At 59.5% G+C, this 20,301-nt stretch carries 24 protein-coding genes and 1 riboswitch; of the genes, 21 read left to right on the forward strand and 3 right to left on the reverse strand.

Annotated elements, in window-relative coordinates:
• Positions 1-37: 37 nt before the first annotated feature.
• A riboswitch (cyclic di-GMP riboswitch) is annotated at positions 38-114 on the reverse strand.
• Positions 115-322: 208 nt separating this feature from the next.
• Positions 323-697, forward strand: a complete 375-nt coding sequence (locus tag E4633_RS15160; RefSeq protein ID WP_135871418.1) for a hypothetical protein — start codon at positions 323-325, stop codon at positions 695-697.
• 25 nt (positions 698-722) lie between these two features.
• On the opposite strand, the gene E4633_RS15165 is transcribed toward E4633_RS15160, so the two are convergent.
• Positions 723-1,133 carry a PilZ domain-containing protein gene (locus E4633_RS15165; protein ID WP_135871420.1) on the reverse strand — a complete coding sequence of 137 codons (411 nt, stop codon included), beginning with the start codon at positions 1,131-1,133 and terminating at the stop codon, positions 723-725.
• A gap of 330 nt (positions 1,134-1,463) precedes the next feature.
• Between E4633_RS15165 and E4633_RS15170 the strand changes: the two genes are divergently transcribed.
• The 9 genes from E4633_RS15170 (at position 1,464) to E4633_RS15210 (ending at position 7,604) form a co-directional block, all read left to right on the forward strand.
• Positions 1,464-2,414, forward strand: a complete 951-nt coding sequence (locus E4633_RS15170; RefSeq protein WP_129126388.1) for a ribose-phosphate pyrophosphokinase — start codon at positions 1,464-1,466, stop codon at positions 2,412-2,414.
• A 58-nt stretch (positions 2,415-2,472) separates the two neighbouring features.
• On the forward strand, positions 2,473-3,060 hold the full coding sequence (locus E4633_RS15175) for a 50S ribosomal protein L25 (protein WP_135871422.1): 588 nt from the start codon (positions 2,473-2,475) through the stop codon (positions 3,058-3,060).
• A gap of 11 nt (positions 3,061-3,071) precedes the next feature.
• Positions 3,072-3,638, forward strand: coding sequence for an aminoacyl-tRNA hydrolase (gene pth / locus E4633_RS15180; RefSeq protein ID WP_129126386.1), 567 nt, complete (start codon positions 3,072-3,074; stop codon positions 3,636-3,638).
• 19 nt (positions 3,639-3,657) lie between these two features.
• Positions 3,658-4,752, forward strand: coding sequence for a redox-regulated ATPase YchF (ychF, locus tag E4633_RS15185; protein ID WP_135871424.1), 1,095 nt, complete (start codon positions 3,658-3,660; stop codon positions 4,750-4,752).
• A 218-nt stretch (positions 4,753-4,970) separates the two neighbouring features.
• Positions 4,971-5,372, forward strand: coding sequence for a 30S ribosomal protein S6 (gene rpsF, locus E4633_RS15190; RefSeq protein WP_015720931.1), 402 nt, complete (start codon positions 4,971-4,973; stop codon positions 5,370-5,372).
• A 3-nt stretch (positions 5,373-5,375) separates the two neighbouring features.
• Positions 5,376-5,654 carry a 30S ribosomal protein S18 gene (gene rpsR, locus E4633_RS15195; RefSeq protein ID WP_135871425.1) on the forward strand — a complete coding sequence of 93 codons (279 nt, stop codon included), beginning with the start codon at positions 5,376-5,378 and terminating at the stop codon, positions 5,652-5,654.
• Positions 5,655-6,608, forward strand: coding sequence for a YybS family protein (locus tag E4633_RS15200; RefSeq protein WP_198419454.1), 954 nt, complete (start codon positions 5,655-5,657; stop codon positions 6,606-6,608).
• A gap of 23 nt (positions 6,609-6,631) precedes the next feature.
• On the forward strand, positions 6,632-7,075 hold the full coding sequence (rplI, locus tag E4633_RS15205) for a 50S ribosomal protein L9 (RefSeq protein ID WP_135871427.1): 444 nt from the start codon (positions 6,632-6,634) through the stop codon (positions 7,073-7,075).
• A gap of 142 nt (positions 7,076-7,217) precedes the next feature.
• The gene (locus E4633_RS15210; RefSeq protein ID WP_135871429.1) at positions 7,218-7,604 is read left to right on the forward strand and encodes a hypothetical protein; all 387 of its coding nucleotides are present in this window, start codon (positions 7,218-7,220) and stop codon (positions 7,602-7,604) included.
• Between the two features lie 86 nt (positions 7,605-7,690).
• On the opposite strand, the gene E4633_RS15215 is transcribed toward E4633_RS15210, so the two are convergent.
• On the reverse strand, positions 7,691-8,464 hold the full coding sequence (locus E4633_RS15215) for an OB-fold nucleic acid binding domain-containing protein (protein WP_135871431.1): 774 nt from the start codon (positions 8,462-8,464) through the stop codon (positions 7,691-7,693).
• Positions 8,465-8,696: 232 nt separating this feature from the next.
• On the opposite strand from E4633_RS15215, the gene E4633_RS15220 reads away from it, so the two are divergent.
• On the forward strand, positions 8,697-9,545 hold the full coding sequence (locus E4633_RS15220; protein WP_135871433.1) for a hypothetical protein: 849 nt from the start codon (positions 8,697-8,699) through the stop codon (positions 9,543-9,545).
• 78 nt (positions 9,546-9,623) lie between these two features.
• Here the strand turns inward: E4633_RS15220 and ilvC are convergent, their stop codons facing one another.
• On the reverse strand, positions 9,624-11,096 hold the full coding sequence (ilvC, locus tag E4633_RS15225) for a ketol-acid reductoisomerase (RefSeq protein WP_135871435.1): 1,473 nt from the start codon (positions 11,094-11,096) through the stop codon (positions 9,624-9,626).
• Between the two features lie 191 nt (positions 11,097-11,287).
• Here ilvC and ilvY point away from each other — a divergent pair, with 191 nt between their 5' ends.
• The 10 genes from ilvY to tsaB all read left to right on the forward strand — a co-directional run bounded on the left by ilvY (position 11,288) and on the right by tsaB (position 20,173).
• Positions 11,288-12,178 carry an HTH-type transcriptional activator IlvY gene (gene ilvY, locus E4633_RS15230; RefSeq protein ID WP_135871437.1) on the forward strand — a complete coding sequence of 297 codons (891 nt, stop codon included), beginning with the start codon at positions 11,288-11,290 and terminating at the stop codon, positions 12,176-12,178.
• A 244-nt stretch (positions 12,179-12,422) separates the two neighbouring features.
• Entirely contained in the window at positions 12,423-13,190 is a 768-nt protein-coding gene (gene rpsB / locus E4633_RS15235) for a 30S ribosomal protein S2 (protein ID WP_135871439.1), read from the forward strand.
• 97 nt (positions 13,191-13,287) lie between these two features.
• Positions 13,288-13,938, forward strand: a complete 651-nt coding sequence (gene tsf / locus E4633_RS15240) for a translation elongation factor Ts (protein ID WP_135871441.1) — start codon at positions 13,288-13,290, stop codon at positions 13,936-13,938.
• 167 nt (positions 13,939-14,105) lie between these two features.
• Positions 14,106-14,828: a UMP kinase gene (pyrH, locus tag E4633_RS15245; RefSeq protein WP_135871443.1), complete on the forward strand. Its 723-nt coding sequence runs from the start codon at positions 14,106-14,108 to the stop codon at positions 14,826-14,828.
• Position 14,829: 1 nt separating this feature from the next.
• Positions 14,830-15,387, forward strand: coding sequence for a ribosome recycling factor (gene frr, locus E4633_RS15250; RefSeq protein ID WP_135871445.1), 558 nt, complete (start codon positions 14,830-14,832; stop codon positions 15,385-15,387).
• 107 nt (positions 15,388-15,494) lie between these two features.
• Complete coding sequence (locus E4633_RS15255; protein WP_135871447.1) at positions 15,495-16,241, forward strand: isoprenyl transferase; 747 nt, start codon at positions 15,495-15,497, stop codon at positions 16,239-16,241.
• Positions 16,242-16,286: 45 nt separating this feature from the next.
• Positions 16,287-17,075, forward strand: coding sequence for a phosphatidate cytidylyltransferase (locus E4633_RS15260; protein ID WP_135871449.1), 789 nt, complete (start codon positions 16,287-16,289; stop codon positions 17,073-17,075).
• A 96-nt stretch (positions 17,076-17,171) separates the two neighbouring features.
• On the forward strand, positions 17,172-18,329 hold the full coding sequence (locus E4633_RS15265; RefSeq protein WP_135871451.1) for a 1-deoxy-D-xylulose-5-phosphate reductoisomerase: 1,158 nt from the start codon (positions 17,172-17,174) through the stop codon (positions 18,327-18,329).
• An 83-nt stretch (positions 18,330-18,412) separates the two neighbouring features.
• On the forward strand, positions 18,413-19,477 hold the full coding sequence (gene rseP, locus E4633_RS15270) for an RIP metalloprotease RseP (RefSeq protein ID WP_135871453.1): 1,065 nt from the start codon (positions 18,413-18,415) through the stop codon (positions 19,475-19,477).
• Positions 19,478-19,480: 3 nt separating this feature from the next.
• Entirely contained in the window at positions 19,481-20,173 is a 693-nt protein-coding gene (gene tsaB / locus E4633_RS15275; protein WP_135871455.1) for a tRNA (adenosine(37)-N6)-threonylcarbamoyltransferase complex dimerization subunit type 1 TsaB, read from the forward strand.
• Positions 20,174-20,301 lie beyond the last annotated feature (128 nt).

Consider the following 20,301-nt stretch of genomic DNA (forward strand, 5'->3'; position numbering starts at 1 on the left):
CGCAATAAAAAAGCCGGGGCCTAATATCTATTGATATTTCGGCGACCCGGCTGTCTCTGTGAGACCCTGTAGGCTTTCCGTCCCATCCTCGCGGATGGTTTAGTATTGTCGTCTATCGGTGCTGTTGCGGTTTTCGCAGGAACGATAACGCAAGGCCTGTACCCTGTCAAGCGAGCTTTTGCTTGTCTCGGCTGTTTCCTACTGATCACAAGCAGATAGGGGTGAAAAAGACTAAAGTTTCCCGGAGCACTGCCGAACTTTTAATACTGTAAGTGATGCCTTTTGTTGTTCTGTTTATTCCAGTGTAGTACGAGGGGGGAGTATGGTGAGAAGTATCCTTGATATCGGCAACGCCAAGTACAAGATAGACAGGCTCGCGCTATGCCGTTTCAGGGAGGAAGCACGTCGCAACGCCGATGCCGGTGCGGATGAGAGAAAAGGCGAGCCGTGCGACGTACGCCCATCCATTGAGGAATCTCTCGACTACGTCTTCATGGAAGTTATGCAGTTGTACAACGAGTATGCACGTACGGAGAGCCTGGACGTTCTCGTCCGGCTGAAGGACAAACTGGAACAGGTTTCGTTGATGTACAAAAGCGTGGCGCTTGCCGAGGAGGTGCTGAACATCAACAGTTGTCTTCCCTATGAGAGACGGGTTCCCTCCTCTACGCGTTCGGACGACTTCGGCGGCCACTAGCATATAAAGAGTAGCCCTGACTTCTTCAGTTGCAGTGAGCGACAGCAGGTTCGGCTACGGTCTGCTGGTTGCATCCCGCCTTTTCCTGCTGGATGCTTTCCCATTCCTGCGCGAGCTTATCCGGTTCGGTCGTGATCCTTCTGATCAGTTCCAGAAGGGTCTGCTCCGCATTCCCCTCGAAGGCGATGAACTTCACCCCCATCATCGAGAAGAAACAGTGCACCACGCCGACCGTCACAACCATGGGGGCTTGCCCGGGCGCGACCTCAATGGAAAGGGTGCAGGATTCGTTGAGCGGGACCATCAGGCACTCGTCCGCACTGATGAGCGCGCCGCGCAGCGATATGTTTTCAATGCGGCAACGATATTTCATATCATGATGCTTCAGTTCGCCGGGTGCCGTGTGTTTGACCCGGTGAAAACGCCGCTGGTTCATGGGTGAAGCCCTCCTCGCATGCTATGGGATGTTCGGCAGGTTCCTTATCGACCATGATCCATACAAACTGTAGCCGATTTTGTCAACATACAGTTCTGCAACAAGTTTTTTGTGCGGCTCCCGCACGGGACGGGGCGGAGGGCGTTGCTCGCAGGCGAAGTGTGTCGGCATGAAGATGGCTTCGGTGGCGGCAGGTTTTCCGTTGACTTCACAAGGCAAGTATTGTATTAAGTAGCGTTTCCTGGATTTGGGATGCGGATTCCTGAGGTTTCGGCTGGTACACACGCAGCTAATTTATAAAGAAAAGAAGCAGAGAGGGCCGGTGCGTTAATGGAAAACAAGATCAGGGTGTTCAGCGGTAACTCGAATCCGGTTCTGGCGGAGAAGATCTGTGACTGCCTCAAGGTGCCCCTTGGCAAGGCCAAGGTGAGAACCTTTTCCGATGGCGAGATCATGGTCGAAATCGGCGAGAACGTTCGTGGGCGGGATATTTACGTGGTGCAGTCGACCTGCTGCCCGACCAACAACAATCTGATGGAACTGCTCATCATGATCGATGCGCTGAAGAGGGCTTCGGCCTCCACCATCACCGCGGTCATGCCGTACTACGGCTATGCGCGGCAGGACAGGAAGGCCGCCCCGAGGACGCCGATCAGTTCCAAACTCGTAGCCGACCTGATCACGACGGCGGGCGCCCACAGGGTAGTCACCATCGACCTGCATGCCGGTCAGATTCAGGGCTTTTTCAACATCCCGGTGGACAACCTCTACGCCGCGCCGGTGCTTCTCGCCCACCTGAAGAGCCGTTTCGCCGACGATCTGGACAACCTGGTCATGGTTTCTCCCGATGCAGGCGGTACGGAGCGCGCAAGGGCCTTCGCCAAGAGGCTTGGCTGCACTCTCGCCGTGATCGACAAGCGCCGCACCGGTCCGAACGTCATGGAGGTCATGCACCTGATCGGTGACGTGAAGGGGAAGAACGCCATCATCCTCGACGACATGATCGACACCGCAGGGACCCTGACCCAGGCAGCCCTCGCTCTGAAGGAGCACGGCGCTGCCAACGTATATGCCTGCGCCACCCACGGCGTCCTTTCCGGGCCGGCAATCGAGAGGATCAATAACTCCGTCATCGAGAAGGTGGTCATCACGGACACAGTCCCGCTGGGAGAGAAGGCTGAACAGACCGAGAAACTGAGAGTGTTGTCCGTGGCCGACCTTCTGGCTGAGGCGATCCGCCGCATCCACGAGGACGAATCCGTCAGCTCCCTTTTCGTGTAGTACCAAATATAAAACTGTCATTGGAAGATCAAATACCAAGATTGACATCGGAGGATGTATGAGTAAGCAGGTGCTGAACGTTGAACTGAGAGAAAAAACCGGCAAGGGTATCTGCCGTCGTCTTCGCGCTGCCGGCCGCGTTCCGGCCGTCGTGTACGGTAAAGGTTTCGAGCCGGTCTGCATCTCCCTCGGCCAGAAAGAGCTTTCCGAAGCCATCGCAGGCGAGGGCGGCCGCAACCACATCCTGACCCTGCAGGGCGTTCCCGCGCTGGAAGGCGCCAACGTCATCGTGGCTGACCTGCTGCGCGACTCCCTGAAAAACACCCCGCGTCACGTAGACCTGCACAAGATCAACCTCGCCGACAAGGTGAAGGTGCACGTGAAGCTGAACCTCGTTGGCACCCCGGCCGGCGTCAAGGCGGGCGGCTTCCTCGATTTCGCCATGCACGAAGTTGAGGTCGAGTGCCTTCCGGTTCACATCCCGTCGCACATCAACGTCGACGTCCTCGAACTCGCCATCGGCCACTCCATCCACGTGGGCGAGATCAAGGCTCCGGTGGGCACCGCCATCCTGAGCGATCCGAAGGCTCCGGTGGTCAGCATCCTCGGCCGTAAAGCTGCCGCTGAGGAAGAGACTGCCGCCTAACCAGGACCGCTATGGCTGCAAAACTGATCGTAGGGCTCGGCAACCCCGGGCCCAAGTACACATGGACCCGCCACAACGCGGGTTTCATGGTTTTAGACCGTCTCTCCAGCCAGTCCGGTATCTCCGTCACCAGGAAGGCCTTCTCAGGGCTTTCCGGTGACGGGAACTGGGCGGGTGAGCGTGTCTATCTCCTCAAGCCGCAGACCTTCATGAACCTCTCCGGTCGCTCGGTCGCCGAGGCGCTCCGCTTCTACAAGTTGTCCCTCTCTGATCTCATCGTGATCCACGACGACCTGGACATCCCTTTCGGCAAGGTGCGGCTCAAGGAAGGTGGCGGACATGGCGGGCACAACGGGCTTCGCTCGCTGGCCCAGGAATTAGGTTCCACTTCCTTCGCCCGTGTGCGTGTCGGTATCGGACGGCCGCTGCACGGCGACGTGGTGAACTTCGTGCTCACGAACTTCGCCAAGGAAGAGATGAACGAACTGCTTGAAGTGCTGGACACCTCCCTGGACGCCATCGAGATGGCGATGAAGGAAGGGATGCCGAAGGCGATGAGCATCTTCAACGCCAAGTAACGACTCAAAAGGATAAATCATGGGCTTTAACTGCGGCATCGTAGGTCTCCCCAACGTCGGGAAGTCGACCATCTTCAACGCACTCACCTCGGCAGGCGCCGAGTCCGCCAACTACCCGTTTTGCACCATCGACCCCAACGTCGGCATCGTGTCCGTTCCCGATCCGCGCATGGACAAGCTCGCCGAGATCGTGCACCCCGAGCGCATCCTGCCCACCACCATCGAATTCCTCGATATTGCCGGGCTGGTGAAGGGCGCAAGCCAGGGCGAGGGGCTTGGTAACAAGTTTCTCGGACACATCCGTTCCGTCGACGCGATCCTGCACGTGGTGCGCTGTTTCGAGAACGAGAACGTGGTACACGTGAGCGGAAGCGTTTCCCCGGTGCGTGACATCGAGGTGATTCAGACCGAGCTTGCCCTGGCCGATCTGGATACGGTGGAAAAGCGCATGCTGCGCACCGAAAAGCAGGCGAGAAGCGGCGACAAGAAGGCGAAGGAAGACGTGGAGTTCTGCCAGAAGGTGAAGGCGACCCTGGAAAAGGGACTTTCACCGCGCAATCTCGCGGAGAACGAGGACGAGAGGCTGATCCTGCGCGACATGCACCTGATGACCGCAAAGCCCGTTCTTTACGTTGCCAACGTGGCCGAGGACGACCTGGAAGGGAAACACCCCTACGTCGAGGAGGTGCGCCAACTCGCGGCCAAGGAAGGCAACGGCGTCGTGTTCATCTGCGGCTCCATCGAGGCGGAAATTTCCGAACTGGAGGGCGAGGAGAAGCAGGCCTTTCTCGAGGAGATGGGTCTTGCCGAATCCGGCCTGGACCGTCTGATCCGCTCGGGCTACGAACTGCTAGGCCTCATCACCTATTTCACCGCTGGGGTGAAGGAAGTGCGTGCCTGGACCATCACCCGCGGGACCAAGGCTCCCGGGGCGGCCGGCGTGATCCACTCGGACTTCGAAAAAGGGTTCATCCGCGCTGAAGTTATCGCCTACAAGGACTTCATAGCCTCCGGTGGTGAGTCAGGCGCCAAGGAGAAGGGACTGATGCGTCTTGAGGGGAAAGAGTACGTGGTGCAGGACGGTGACGTCATGCACTTCAGGTTCAACGTGTAATTGTGCGCGGGGGAGGGCGGATGATCATTCGCCCCTACGAACCCCTCGGGTAGGTCATGGCGACTGTAGGGGTGAATAATTATTCGCCCGCTTTTGCCATTTTGCTTGTCAAAGTTTGAAAACTGTAGTAATAAGCAGCGTTCACCAGAACGGCCCATGGCCGTATCTCCTTGCTCCGGGTCGGACCGGGGCTAAATTAACCGTGAGGAGGCTTAACAATGAGCAGGATGTACGAGACGATTTACATCGTCCAGCCGGACCTCGGTGATGAAGAGATCAAAGCTCTTTCCACCAAGGTACAGGACGTCATCGCCAGCATGAACGGCGATTTCAAGAGGCTTGAGGACTGGGGCACCAGGAAGCTGGCCTACCCGATCAACAAGAACCCGCGTGGCCGTTACTTTTACCTCCGTTTTGACGCCGATGCCCCGTTGATCGCAGAGCTTGAGCGTCGTCTGCGTCTTGACGACAAGGTGATCAGGTACCAGAGCGTGAAACTCGAGCAGGAAGTGGTTGCCCCGGCAGCCGCTCCGGTTAAGAGCGCCGAGGAAGGGACCGAGGAAGTGGCAGCCGCCGCTACCGAGGCTCCGGCCGAAACGACTACTACGGTGGAGGAATAAAAGATGGCTGACGAAAGAGCACCCCAGAGAACCAGCAGCGGGCCGAGGAAGAAGCGTCCGTTCCAGCGTCGCAAGGTCTGCCGTTTCTGCGCAGACAAGCAGGTTAGCATCGATTACAAGGATCCCCGTACCCTTCGTTACTTCGTGTCCGAGCGCGGCAAGATCATCCCGCGTCGTATCTCCGGTAACTGCTCCAAGCACCAGAGGGAAATCACCGAGGCGATCAAGCGCGCCAGGAACATCGCGCTGCTCCCGATCGCAGGCAGCCACGCGACCGCGTAAATGCCGCTACCGGTGAACCCTCCGCAGGGTAAGGTTTTTGATGTGATCAAGGGGAGCGTTGCCACGGTAACGCTCTTCCTTGCTTTCGTCTACCTCCCCGTGGTCGGCACGATCCCCGGGCTTTTCGCCTCCGCCCCAGCCGTTTTCTACACTTTGAAGCGGGGGAGGGGAACTGGTCTCGGTGTCGTCCTCGGAAGCTGCGCGCTTCTTTTGGCGATTGCCGATCCGGCGGCCACCGCGATCTACCTTTTGCAGGCCGGCGTGCTTTCCATGGCGCTTCCCGAGTTCCTCGCCCGCGGTAAAGGCGGGGCCCGCTCGGTGATCTACGCGGTGGCGGTCAACGTCTCCGTGTTGCTGGCTGCAGCCGTCGTCTACGGTCTTGCTACCGGCGCAGACCTGCAGGCGAAGATCACCAAGGGAGTGCAAAACAGCATCAACCAGACCGCGCTTCTTTACGAGAAAGCGGGAGTCAAGGGCGATGATCTGAAAGCGCTCAATGACTCGATGCACCAGGCGGGGCAGTTGGTGGTAACCATCTACCCGGCCATGGTCACCGTGGCCTACGGTGTCATCGCATGCATGAACCTTTTGCTCGTTGCGGGCATCGTTTCGCGCATGGGGATGCCGCTGCAGGTTGGTGACTTCAAGAAGTACAAGAATCCGGAGCCGCTCGTCTGGCTGCTTATCGCGGCCGGGTTTTGCGCGCTGGTCCCTGAGAACATAGTGCACCTCTCGGCCTTGAACGTACTGATCGTTCTGGGTGCGTTGTACTCGACCCAGGGGCTCGCCATCATCAGCTTCTTCTTTCAGAAGCTGGCGGTACCGGTCTTCATCAGATTGTTGGCAACCCTGCTCCTCGTTTTCCAGCCCATGATGGTGCTGGCAATCGCGGCGCTTGGGATATTCGATCTCTGGGCGGACTTCAGGTCCCCCAATAAACAGGAAAACCTGTAACTAATCAGGCTAGGAGGCAACACATGAAGTTGATTCTCAAGGAAAACGTTGAAAATCTCGGTCACATCGGCGACATCGTCAAGGTAGCCCCGGGCTACGCAAGGAACTACCTGCTCCCGAAAGGGTTCGCCATCGAGGCTACCGAGAAGAACGCCAAGGCGCTCGAGCACGCCAAGCGTCACCTCGAATACAAGAAAAACAAGGTTCTCGAAGCTGCCAAGCAGCTTGGCGCCAAGATCGAGGCAATCACCCTCAACCTGGCACACCAGGCCGGTGCGGACGACAAGCTTTTCGGCGCAGTCACCAACATGGAACTCGCCGAGCAGCTGATGGCGAAGGGCGTGGAAATCGATCGCAAGCGCATCGTGCTTGACGAGCCGATCAAGCATCTGGGCGAGTTCACCGCCATCGTTAAGCTGCACCCGGAAGTTGCAGCCAACCTGAAGGTCGTGGTCACCAAGGCCTAGGACCGCTGCAAAGCCGAACCTATCTGTAATAATAAAGGGCCGCCTCCTGTGAGAGCGGCCCTTTTTATTTTGAAGATAGCCGTATGGGCGCGCTACGGGAGATAATCGCCCGCCCGTACCTGCGCTGCACATTGGGGGACCCGTGAATATCGAGAAACATCACAAACAGGAGATCGCGTTGCGTCAGTTGGAGACGGCGTTGCTTCTGTACTTCGCCAAGAAGGATCTCTTCAGTGTCATCACCCTGGCTGGTGCCGCAGAGGAGATTCTTGGGCAGTTGTTGCAGGTCGGTGCCGGCGAAAAAGAAACTCCTTTCCGCTCTGTGCTGAATCTCTTCCGGCCGGCACGGGCCTCGGTCCGCGGGGAAAGTCGTCCAGCGCATGAGACCGACCTCTTCGTGCACATGGATGTGCGCAACGAGGCGGAATTTCTACTGGGACGGGCGATAGACGACTATCATGCCTTGACCGGAGAGTTGAGCGGCAACATGCAGAAGTTCAACGAAGAAGTGAGAAGCAGGCGAGGGTAGGGGATGGGAACATCCCTTCTCCCCCTTCGCGGGCCGAAGCGCTACGGCGCTCAGGTTCGGTGGGAGAAGGGATGTCTTGCCGGTAATTACTTTTTCAGCGTCGCGTCCTGAATCAGGACCTTGTAACGGTAGCCCGAACCGAAGTCGAGGTTGTTGTAGAGGGTGCCGGTAATGGTCACCACATCTCCCACTTTTGGCAGTTCTTTCGAAGTCACCACGAGGTTGTCGGTTTTCTTGGCCTTAGAGCCGGTGCCGTCCTCCAGGTGAATCCAGTTCTTCTTCATGATCCTCTCCGCGACATTCACGACGCGGCCTTTGATCACCACCTGTTTTTTTTCGAGTTTCTTACTCTTGGCGAACACTTCGGCGATGGTGTACGCATTGGCGCCCTTTGCCTTGGTGACTTTCTGGCTCTTGGGAGCTGGTTTAGCTGCCTGGGCGGTTGCTTTTTCTTTAGTCGCTTGCTCCTGCTGCCCACCGGGCGCACCGGGAACGCCCTGGTGCAGCGCCTTTATGGCGGACGGGCTCAGTTGCATCTTCTTCGCATCGCTCGGCCCCGCCGAGAAGATGACCTGGTCGAACTTGCGGTTCAGCGCCTTGCTGCTGAAGTTCTTCATGGCGAAGCCCGGGGTGAGGGTAAGCTGCTGTCCCACGGTGATCTTGCTGAGCGGTATCGCCACCCACACCCTTTCCGGTCCGTTTTGCAACAGCAGGTAGGTGTATCCCCCGCCGTCCATGGTCTCCAGGACCTTGCCGGAAAGGGGGATCTCTTTCCGGGCGGTGTCCGACGCGCCGGCCTGATGAGCGGTCAAGACGGCGAACATAAGCAGCAGGAAGAGGTGTTTCAGTACTTGGTTCATGTAATGACTCCTTAGAGGGATCCTTTTGCTCCCGGCAGACTACTTTTTTCCTTTCTGAATAACAAGTCTTTTTCTGGGGCCTCCCCTCTAGTGCAGACCGCACCATGGGTCTTGTTTCGGCTCTGCTTGCACAGGCTGATTATCCAGTTATATTTGTTTGCGACAATTAGCTTTTGCTTATGTGTTTAGCGTGGGACGAGGGCAGCAAACTTCTAGGCTACAGGAGGCGAACATGGATAAGAAGCTCGGCGTATTGCTTGTGCATGGAATGGGGACGATGTCCGACGATTTTGCGCACGATACGGTACAGGAGCTGCGCGAACGGATTGCGGGACGCGGCCTGAATCGTGAAGAGATAGCCTGGCATGGGGTGTATTGGGCACCGCTGCTCTCGGCGCGGGAACACCAACTCTGGGTGGACCTTGCCGCGAACAACGACCTGAACTGGGCCAAGTTGCGCAAGTTCTTCCTGAGCGCCTTCGGTACCGTGAGCGCCTACCACAGCCAAAGCGGCAGGCCGGGCGGGTTTTACGACACGATTCATGGCCTTATCCATGATGCGGTTAAACAGCTGCGCGTGAAGCTTGGCGACGACGACAAACCGCTTGTCGTGGTTGCCCACTCCCTCGGATCACTGTTCATGAGCGACTATATCTGGGACCGGCAGATGGGGTATGGACGGGAGCGCTACGGAGCCACGCCGTTCGAGCGGATGGAGACGCTTTCCGGCATGGTTACTTTGGGGAGTACCATTCCGCTTTTCTGTGTCGCACACGAGAATCCCGCCTGCATCGAGTTCCCGCCGCCGACCCTTCCTGAGCCGCTTAGAAAAAAAGCGAAGTGGTTGAACCTCTACGATTCCGACGACGTGCTCGGCTGGCCGCTGAAGCCCCTCGGCACGGGCTATGCCGCGGCGGTGAAGGAGGACATCGAGGTGAGCGTAGGCAACATCCTCACCTCCTGGAACCCGGGCAACCATGCCGCCTACTGGAGCGACGAGACCGTCATCAAACCGATGGTCTACCTGCTGAGTACCCTGCTTGAGGCGGTGCATGCGCCCCCCAAGATAACCGGGGTCTGATAGGAGGGCGATGTTTCTGTGCGCAATAAAAAAGGCGCTCCATATGGAGCGCCTTTTCTTATCTGAGGCGGTGATCTCTTAAACGATCTTCTGCATGCCGGTCATGGCTGCGCGCAGTTCGGCGCCGACTTCCTCGACGAGGTGGTTGCGGATTTCAGCGTTCACCGCGACCAGAAGCTGGTTGTCGACGCTGTTGTCCTTCACGTCGAGACCTTTGCCGATCACGTCGGTGCCGACCTTAGCCATGAACGGCTTCAGAAGCGGTACGCAGGCGTGGGAGAAGAGGTAGCAGCCGTACTCAGCGGTGTCGGAGATGACGCGGTTCATCTCGTACAGCTTCTTCCTTGCGATGGTGTTGGCGATGAGCGGGGTCTCGTGCAGCGACTCGTAGTAGGCGCTCTCCGGCTCGATGCCGGTCTCGACCATGGTCTCGAAGGCGAGCTCGACGCCTGCCTTCACCATGGCGACCATGAGGATCGCCTTGTCGAAGTATTCCTGCTCGGAAATCTCGCCGGCAGCCTCGGTCTGCTCGAAGGTGGTCTTCCCGGTCTCTTCGCGCCAGGTGAGGAGCTTCACGTCGTCGTTGGCCCAGTCCTGCATCATGGTGCTGGAGAACTCGCCGCTCATGATGTCGTCCATGTGTTTCTGGAACAGCGGACGCATGATGTCCTTAAGTTCGCTGGCGAGCTTGAAGGCAACGAGTTTTGCCGGGTTGGAGAGGCGATCCATCATGTTGGTGATGCCGCCGTGCTTCAGTGCCTCGGTGATGGTCTCCCAGCCGAACTGGATGAGCTTTACGGCGTAAGGGGCGCCGATGCCGTTTCCGACCATCTTGTCGAAGCAGAGGAGCGCGCCCGCCTGCAGCATGCCGCAGAGGATGGTCTGCTCACCCATGAGGTCCGACTTCACTTCGGCGACGAAGGAGGACTCGAGTACGCCGGCACGGTCGCCGCCCTGTGCGGAGGCGATGGCCTTTGCGATTTCGAGGCCGTCACCCTTGGGGTCGTTCTCGCCGTGCACCGCGATGAGGGTCGGAACGCCGAAGCCGCGTTTGTACTCGGCGCGCACCTCGGAGCCCGGGCACTTCGGTGCTACCATGACGACGGTCAGGTCCTTGCGGATCTGGGTGCCTTCCTCGACGATGTTGAAGCCGTGGGCGTAGCTGAACACGGCGCCTTGCTTCATAAAGGGGATGACGGTCTCCACCACCTTGGTGTGCTGCTTGTCAGGGGTGAGGTTCATGACGATGTCGGCGGTGGGGAGGAGTTCCTCGTAGGTGCCGACCTTGAAGCCGTTGTCCGAGGCGTTTATGTAGGACTGGCGCTTTTGCTCGATGGCGTCTTTCCTGAGGGCGTAGGAGACGTCAAGCCCGCTGTCGCGCATGTTGAGGCCCTGGTTGAGACCCTGTGCGCCGCAACCGACGATGACGATCTTCTTGCCTTTCACGTACTCGCAGCCATTGGCGAATTCGGATGCGTCCATGAAGCGGCAGGTCCCCAGTTCCTGCAGCTGACGGCGCAGCGGCAGGGTGTTGAAATAGTTCTGTCCCATCGTTTTCTCCTCCTGATTATATTGCTGGTGTGGTTACAAGTCTGAAAGTGTGCTGACTGTATACTATATTTAACATTGCGTAAATTGATTTGTTGTGCATATTGTGTTGCGTGTGACGCAATGAAGACGCGTGGTGATGGACCTTGTGTGCCTTGCGGACGCCGTGGATGGAGAAGAAGAAGGAGACTTTTATGGATCTGCGGGAGCTCGAAATATTTCTTACCCTGGCGGAGCTGAAGCATTTTGGCCGCGCGAGCCAGGCGTGCAACTTGAGCCCCTCGGCGCTTACTCGCACCATCCAGCGCATGGAGGAAAAGCTGGAACAGCCGCTCTTCTTGCGTGATAACCGCACGGTCACCTTGTCGCCTGCGGGGGAGCGCCTGAAGGCTTACGCGCGTCTTTGCCTCAACGAATGGCAAAGTCTCCGCTCGTCGATCCGCAATGAGCAGGCTGTCACCGGCTCCCTTTCCATATACGCTTCCATCACCGCTGTCTACAGTCTCCTCCCTGAACTACTGGAATCTTTCAGGGAGCGGTACCCGGAGGTGCAGCTTGAGTTGAGGACTGGCGCCGCGGAACAGGCTGTGGCCCAGGTGCAAAGCGGGGAAATCGACCTCGCTGTGGCGGCGTTCCCGGATGGAACACGCCCAAACATCGAGTTCCTCCCCATCGTTACCATCCCGCTTATCTTCATCGCCCCACGTGTTGCGGGAGCGGCCGAGGTGCCGGTACCCGGCGATCGGCTCGACCTTTCCCGCGCTCCGCTCGTGCTGCCGCAAACCGGCCTCTCGCGTCGACGTTTGGATCAGTGGCTAAAGGAGCATCGCATCACCCCCAATATCACCTCGGAGGTCTCCGGGAACGAGGCGATCATCGCCATGGTACGTCTTGGCTGCGGCGTGGGCATCGTCCCGCAGCTCGTGCTTGAGCGCAGTCCCTTCCGCGATGAGGTAGTGGTGCTCCAGGACGCACCTGTGTTGAAGCCGTACCAGGTTGGGCTTTGCACCAGCAAAAGAAACCTGCAGCGGGCAAGCGTGAAGGCTTTCTGGCAACTGGCTGAGGAGCGGTCGATGTCGGTTTAAAAATTAAACACTCAACGCTTTTCCCTGTTGTACCTGACTCTGGTTTTGCCTGGCTTCTGTCTGTAGCTCTTTGCGACTCTGCAGCTTTGCGTGACATGGTTTTGGTCTTGCCTTCATTTCTCCCCTGTGCTATATAAGTTCGCTGTTCAAAATTCACACGCCATCACAGTCGTGTCGGTGGTGCCCGCTCGCGGGTTCCGGCATTAACTGGTGGCGGAGGGAAAACCAAAAGGAGAGTGTAAAAATGTCGAACATCACCATGAAAGAACTGCTCGAAGCCGGCGTCCACTTCGGACACCAGACCAAGAGGTGGAACCCGAAAATGAAGCCGTACATCTTCGGCGCTCGTAACGGGATCTACATCATCGACCTGCAGAAGACCGTCAGGCTCTTCAAAAACGCTTACAGCTTCGTGACCGAAATGGCGCAGGCTGGCGAGACCGTCCTCTTCGTCGGCACCAAGAAGCAGGCTCAGGATTCCGTGGCTGAAGAGGCACAGCGTTGCGGGCAGTTCTTCGTCAACGACCGCTGGCTCGGCGGCATGCTCACCAACTTCTCCACCGTGAAGCAGAGCATCGACCGTCTCAAGCGTCTTGACAGCATGATCGCCGACGGCACCATCGAGGCGTACACCAAGAAAGAGCAGCTGAAGCTCGGCAAAGAGCGCGAGAAGCTCGAGAAGACCCTGGGCGGCATCAAGGGTATGGGCAGGACCCCGGGCATGCTCTTCGTGGTTGACCCGAAAAACGAGGAGATCGCCGTATCCGAGGCGAAGAAGCTGGGCATCCCGGTCGTCGCCATCGTCGACACCAACTGCGATCCGGACAACATCGACTACGTCATCCCGGGCAACGACGACGCAATCCGCGCCATTCGTCTGCTGACCAGCAAGATGGCTGACGCCGTCCTCGAAGGTGCCCAGGCTCGCAACGCCCGTCTCCAGACCGGCGCCGAGGAAGAAGTGGCCTTCACCGAGGGCGAGGTTGCCGAGGAAACTCCCGCAGAAGCCTAAGGCTCCTTCGGTCACCGTACCGGCATCACCTTTTTAAAAAATCTACATCACTAAGAAGCCCGCGCCGAAACCGGTGCGGGCTACTGTGGAGGATAACGTGAGCATTACAGCTGCACAGGTAAACGAACTGAGGAAAGCAACCGGCGCAGGCCTCATGGACTGCAAGAAAGCTCTGACCGAGACCGACGGCGATCACGAGAAGGCGATCGACTACCTGCGTACCAAGGGCCTGGCCGCCGCATCCAAGAAGGCCGGCCGCGCAGCGACCGAGGGCATGGTTGGTTCCTACATCCACGCAGGCGGCAAGATCGGCGTCCTGGTTGAGGTCAACTGCGAGACCGACTTCGTCGCCAAGAACGACAACTTCCAGAACTTCGTGAAGGACATCGCGATGCACATCGCAGCGGCCTCCCCGCTTTACGTGCGTCGTGAGGAAGTGCCCGAAGAGCTGATCGAGCGCGAGAAGGCGATCTACCGCGAGAAGGCCAAAGAGAGCGGCAAGCCGGCGGCCATCATCGAGAAGATCCTCGAAGGCCAGATCAACAAGTTCTACGGCGACATCTGTCTCCTCGAGCAGGCCTACGTGAAGGACCCGGATAAGACCATCCAGACCTTCCTGAACGAGACCATCGCTTCCATCGGCGAGAACATGAGCATCCGCCGCTTCACCAAGTTCGTACTTGGCGAAGGGCTCGCCAAGAAGGAGAGCGACTTCGCGGCAGAGGTCGCCGCGGCGGCCGGCGTGTAACACGTCCCAAAGGGAGCCGGCCATGAAAATGGGCGGCTCTTTTTTTATCTGCAGCAAGGCAAAAAGCCCTGCGCGGGCGGCGTCAAGCCCCGGCAGGCGAACGGGCTCTGCCCGAACCTGTTCTGCGTGAAGGCTTTTTGCCGTCTAAAAAAGGCAAGGTGACTACGATGGCAGAACCCTATTACAAAAGAGTACTTCTCAAGCTTTCCGGCGAGGCCCTCGGCGGCGACCAGGGGTACGGTATCGATCCCAACACCATCACCGCGATCGCCCGCGAGGTGAAGCAGGTGGTTGAACTGGGCGTCGAGCTGTGCCTCGTCATCGGCGGCGGCAACATCTTCCGCGGCGTGGCGGCCTCCTCCAAAGGGATGGATCGCGCGAGCGCCGATTACATGGGGATGCTCGCCACCATGATCAACTCGCTGGCCATGCAGGACGCCCTCGAGAAGGTCGGCGTCGACACCCGCGTCCAGTCCGCCATCGCCATGGCCGAGGTTGCCGAGCCCTACATCCGCAGGCGCGCCATCAGGCACCTGGAAAAGGGAAGGGTGGTCATCTTCGGAGCCGGCACCGGCAACCCCTACTTCACCACCGATACTGCGGCGAGCCTCAGGGCGATGGAGATCGGCGCCGACGTGATCCTCAAGGGGACCAAGGTCGACGGCGTCTACTCCGCAGACCCCGCCAAGGACAAAAATGCCACCAAGTACGGTACGCTCAGCTACCTGGAGGTCCTGAGAAAAGGGCTTCAGGTCATGGACGCGACCGCCATCTCGCTGTGCATGGACAACAGCCTTCCGATCATCGTCTTCGACGTGACGACCGACGGCAATGTCGTGCGGGTTGTCACGGGCGAGCCGATCGGCACTCTCGTGAAAGAAGGAGAATAGCATGATCAAGGATGTCATTGCCGACATGAACGTCCATATGGACAAGAGCATAGATTCCCTCAGGAAGGACTACCAGAAGGTCCGCACCGGGCGCGCCAGCACCTCGCTTCTGGAGGACGTCAAGGTGGACTCCTACGGGATGCTCTCCCCGCTCAACCAGGTGGCGACTCTTTCCGTCCCCGAGGCCAGGACCATCACGATCCAGCCGTGGGACAACAAGATGATCGGTCCCATCGAGAAGGCGATCATGAACGCGAACCTCGGGCTCACCCCAGCCAACGACGGCAAGGTGATCCGCCTCTGCCTTCCGCCCCTCACCGAGGAGCGCCGCAAGGACATCGTGAAGCAGCTGAAGCGCGACGCCGAGGAAGCCAAGGTGGCGCTCAGGAACATCCGCCGCGACGCCATCGACAAGCTGAAGAAGCTCGAGAAGGACAAGCAGATCTCCGAGGACGACCTGAAGCGCGCCGAAAAGGATGTCCAGGACGGGACCAACAAGTACGTTTCCAAGGTCGAAGAAGTGCTGGCTCACAAGGAAAAAGAGGTGATGGAGGTCTAACGGACCGAGGCGCGAGGGGGAGGTAACTCCCTTTCGCGCTGCCGCCCGGCCTTCGCGTTCACAGGCAAACCCCCTATTCAAGGGGCTTTTTTGTTTTCAGGATGCTCATGGACAAACGCTTAGACCCGAAGAAACTCCCGCAGCACCTCGCAGTCATCATGGACGGCAACGGCCGGTGGGCCAAGCAGCGCATGCTGCGCAGGATCGTTGGACACCAAAAAGGAGTGGAGACGGTGCGGGTCATCGTCGAGGAGTGCTCGCGTCTGGGCATCGGTTACCTCACCCTCTTCGCCTTCTCCGCCGAGAACTGGCTGAGGCCGAAGGCCGAGGTCAAGGCGCTCATGACGCTTTTGAAGCAGTACATCCGCGCCGAGACCGGCCGCATGATGCAGAACGACATCCGCTTCAACGTGATCGGCAACCGGGGCGATCTGCCGCCGGATATCGATCGGGAAATCCAGTCGACCATCGACAAGACCTCCGGCAACAAGGGGATGCTCCTCACCCTGGCCCTTTCCTACGGCAGCCGCCAGGAGATGGTGTCCGCCGCCAGGAAGCTCGCGACCGAGGCCGCCGCCGGCAGACTCGATCCTGCGAGCATCGACGAGCGAGCCTTCGGCGCATCGCTCTTCACCGTCGGGATTCCGGATCCGGACCTTCTCATCAGAACCAGCGGGGAGATGCGCATCAGTAACTTCCTGCTTTGGCAGTTGGCCTACGCCGAGCTTTACTTCACCGACGTTAACTGGCCCGATTTCGACAGAGAAGAACTCATGCGCGCGTTCCGCGACTTCCAGTCCCGCGAGCGCAGGTTCGGCATGACCAGCGAGCAGCTGGGCCAGCTGCCTGCATAAAAAGGCTAAAGCCTTGCAGGGGCAGGTGCCCCGAAGGAGTCCGCCATCAAACGACTAATCACCGCAGCCGTCCTGCTGCCCCTCGTGATCCTCTTCATCCTCAAGGCGACGGTGTTCCAGTTCTCGCTGCTGGTATTCCTGCTCTCCCTTTTGGGGCTCGACGAGTTCTACCGCATGGCGCTGCCGCATCGCCGCGCCGAAGGCCGGGGTGCCGCCTTGACCGGTGCCGCTTCCGTCTTCGTCATCTTCTCCGGCAGCCCCGTTGTCCCGCTTCTGACCCTTACCGCGCTGGTGCTCGCCTTCTCGCTCGTGGCGCTTTTCCGGCTGAAGGAGATCAGACAGGCGGCTCCCGACGTGGCGCTTATCCTCACCGGCTTTCTCTACGTGCCGCTTCTTCTGGCGCACCTCGTGCTCGTGCGTGCGCTGCCGCACGGGATCTCCTGGCTGTTCCTCATCATGGTGATCGTCATGGCCGGGGACAGCTTTGCCTACTACGTCGGCTCCAGTATCGGTAAAACCCCGCTCTACCCGGCGGTGAGTCCGAAAAAGAGCGTCGAGGGGGCCCTGGGGGGGCTGGCCGGCAGCGTGAGTGGTGCGGTCATCGCAAAGTTCACCTTTTTCCCTGAGCTTTCCATCGTCCACTGCTTCGGGGCCGCGCTCGTTTTGGGCGTGCTCGGGCAACTGGGCGACCTGTTTGAATCGCTCATCAAAAGGAGCTGCGGCGTGAAGGATTCCGGCTCCATCATACCCGGTCACGGCGGCGTTCTCGACCGGATCGATTCCATCTTGTTTGCGGCACCTGCGGCGTACTACTACGCCTACTTCCTGTTCTAAACGGCGTCAGAAGGCCCGGCCGCTCGCCCGATTTTTCACGCGGGCGTGCGTAATCCGGCATCGGCGTCGGTTGACTTGAGACGTCTGCGAGGGAAAATGAAAAATCTTACGATTTTGGGCTCGACAGGGTCGATCGGGGTCAGCACCCTCGAAGTGGTGGCGGCCCACCCCGACAAGTTCCGCGTGGTGGCACTCACCGCGGGCTCCAACCTTGAACTTCTTCAGCAGCAGATCGAGGCCTTCAAGCCGGACCTGGTCTCGGTGCTCACCGCCGAAAAGGCGAAAACGCTCAGCAGATCCTTGAGCGGGAAGAAACCCCAGATCATGTACGGAGTCGAAGGGCTCATCGCGGCGGCCACCGCCGCCGAGAGCAACATGGTCGTTGCGGCCATCGTCGGTGCGGCCGGCCTCATTCCGACCGCCGCCGCCATCATGGCGGGCAAGGACGTTGCCCTCGCCAACAAGGAGACCCTGGTCACCGCGGGTCACCTGATCATGAAGATGGTGCGTGACAAAGGGGTGCGCCTCTACCCGGTGGACAGCGAACACTGCGCCGTCTTCCAGTCCATGGCGGGACACCGCTGCGAGGACATCGCCCGCGTCATCCTCACCGCCTCGGGCGGGCCGTTTCTCCACTGGGGGCTGGAGCAGCTTAGAAACGCCACCGTAACCGACGCGCTGAACCACCCGAACTGGAGCATGGGGAAGAAGATCACCGTCGACTCCGCCACGATGATGAACAAGGGACTCGAGGTGATCGAGGCCCGCTGGCTCTTCGACATCCCGGTGGAACGCATCGCCGTCAACGTTCACCCGCAGAGCATCGTGCACTCCATGGTGGAATACATCGACGGCAGCGTGATGGCTCAATTGGGGGTGCCGGACATGAAGGGGCCGATCGCTTACGCGCTTACCTACCCATGCCGGGTCGCCTCCGGGGTGAAAGCGCTCGATCTGACCGCCCTCTCCGGGCTGACCTTTCTCAAACCGGACACGGACCGGTTCCCGGCGTTAAGACTCGCCTACGAGGCTTCCAACGCGGGTGAGAGCATGCCCGCCGTGATGAACGCCGCCAACGAGATCGCCGTGGAGTCCTTCCTCGCAGGAAAGATCGGTTTCATGGCCATCGCCGAGGCGATCGAGAAGGTCATGAACCTGCACACCCCCCACGCCCTGCACTCCATCGAAGAGGTGCTGGAGGCAGATCGCTGGGGAAGAAGAACCGCCAGGGAAGTCCTTGGGGTGTCGGAATAACTCAAACCACCGCCGATCCGCACGCATGACGTGCCAAAGGGGCGGTGACGGCAGGGTGCCGCCCGCCGAAAAAAGGGACGACGATGAGCATACTTTTCGCAATCATAGCCCTCGGGGCGCTGATCTTCATTCACGAGCTTGGTCATTTCCTCTTCGCCAAGGCCTTCAAGGTCGGTGTCGAGAAGTTTTCCCTCGGGTTCGGCCCGAAGATCTTCGGCAAGCAGGTGGGGGAGACCGAATACCTCGTCTCGGCGTTTCCGCTGGGCGGGTACGTGAAGATGGTGGGGGAGGGGGAGGAGGCTGAACTCTCCGAGGAGGACAAAAAACGCTCCTTCGCCGACAAGCCGGTGCTGCAGCGCATCGTCATCGTCGCCGCCGGCCCCGTCTTCAACCTCCTTTTCGCCTACCTGATCTTCATCGTCCTTTTCATGGTCGGTGTGCCGTCGCTGACCACCAAGGTCGGCGAGGTGATGCCGGACAAGCCCGCCGCGCGGGCGGGGATCAAAACCGGCGACGCGATCCGGACCGTGAACGGCAGACCGGTGACGCGCTGGGACGAGTTCGCCAAGGTGATCGCCGAGGGGAAAGGGGCGCCGGTGCAGGTCGAGGTCGAGCGCGGCCAGTCACGCCTAAACTTCAACATGGTCCCGGAGAAGCGCGTTGCGAAGAACGTCCTGGGCGAGACCGTCACCCAGCCGATCATCGGCGTCGTCGCCGCCGGGGAAACCGTAATCGATCACTTCCCTCCGGGCGAGGCCATCGTCAAGGGGAGCGCCCAGTGCTGGAACGTGATCGAGCTCACCGTGCTTTCGCTTGTGCGCCTCGTGGAGCGGGCCATCCCGCTGGACAACATCGGCGGACCGATCATGATCGTCAAGATGGCGGGCGAACAGGCCGCCGCCGGCGGGGTGAGCTTCCTCGCCTTCGTAGCGCTTCTCTCCGTGAACCTCGGTGTGCTTAACCTCCTGCCGGTACCGATCCTGGACGGCGGGCACTTGGCCTTCTTCGTGATCGAGCTGGTGCTTGGCAGGCCGGTCAGCAAGCGAACCCGCGAGATCGCGCAGCAGGTAGGACTCGTCCTTCTCATAAGCCTCATGATGCTCGCCTTCTACAACGACATCGCGCGCATGTTCGCCAGCAAGGCCTGATCGATGAAGATACTCACCATCGACACCTCCAGCAACTGCTCCTCGGTTGCGCTCTCCGACGATGCGACCCTACTCGGCGAGTGCATCCTAGGCGAAGACCGCTGCAACTCGGGCCGCCTCATGGACTCGGTTTCCGAACTCCTGAAGGCGGCGCGCCTCGCCCCGGAAGGGGTGGATGCCTTCGCCGTCTCGCTCGGACCCGGCTCCTTCACCGGGGTGCGCGTCGGGATCGCAACGGTCAAGGGGCTTGCCATCGCGACCGGCAGGCCCGCGGTCGGCTTCTCCTCCCTCGCCATGCTCGCCATGAACCTCCCTTACTGCTCGGCCCAGGTGGCGCCCATGTTCGATGCGCGCAAGGCCGAGGTCTACGCCGCCCTTTACCGTTGCGGTTCGTTCCCCGAAGCCGTCTTTGCCGATGCGGTCCTCCCCCCGCAGGACTTTCTTTCCCGTATCACGCAGCCGACCGTCTTCATTGGGGACGGCGCGGTGCGCTACCGCGACCTGATCGCGGCTACGGTCGGTGAGCTTGCCATCTTCCCTCCCTGGCACGCGAACCTGCCGCGCGCGAGCGCCGGAGCGGTGCTGGCACGTGAAGCGGCCCGGGCCGGTAAGTTCACCCCGCTTGCCCAGCTAAACCCCGTCTACCTGCGCGCCTCCGAGGCGGAGATCGCGAAGCGAAAGCGCGAGTCCCTTTAACACCGTTTTAGTCTGTTGACAGCCCCGTTTTAATGTATTATGGTGACCCTTCCTACCAATTCTCGGTAACTGTTCTCAACTACACAGTTTTTGGCAATATCAACTGCCGGTTTGGCCTCCTCGAACAG

Source organism: Geomonas terrae (genome assembly GCF_004791675.1).
GTDB lineage: Bacteria > Desulfobacterota > Desulfuromonadia > Geobacterales > Geobacteraceae > Geomonas > Geomonas edaphica.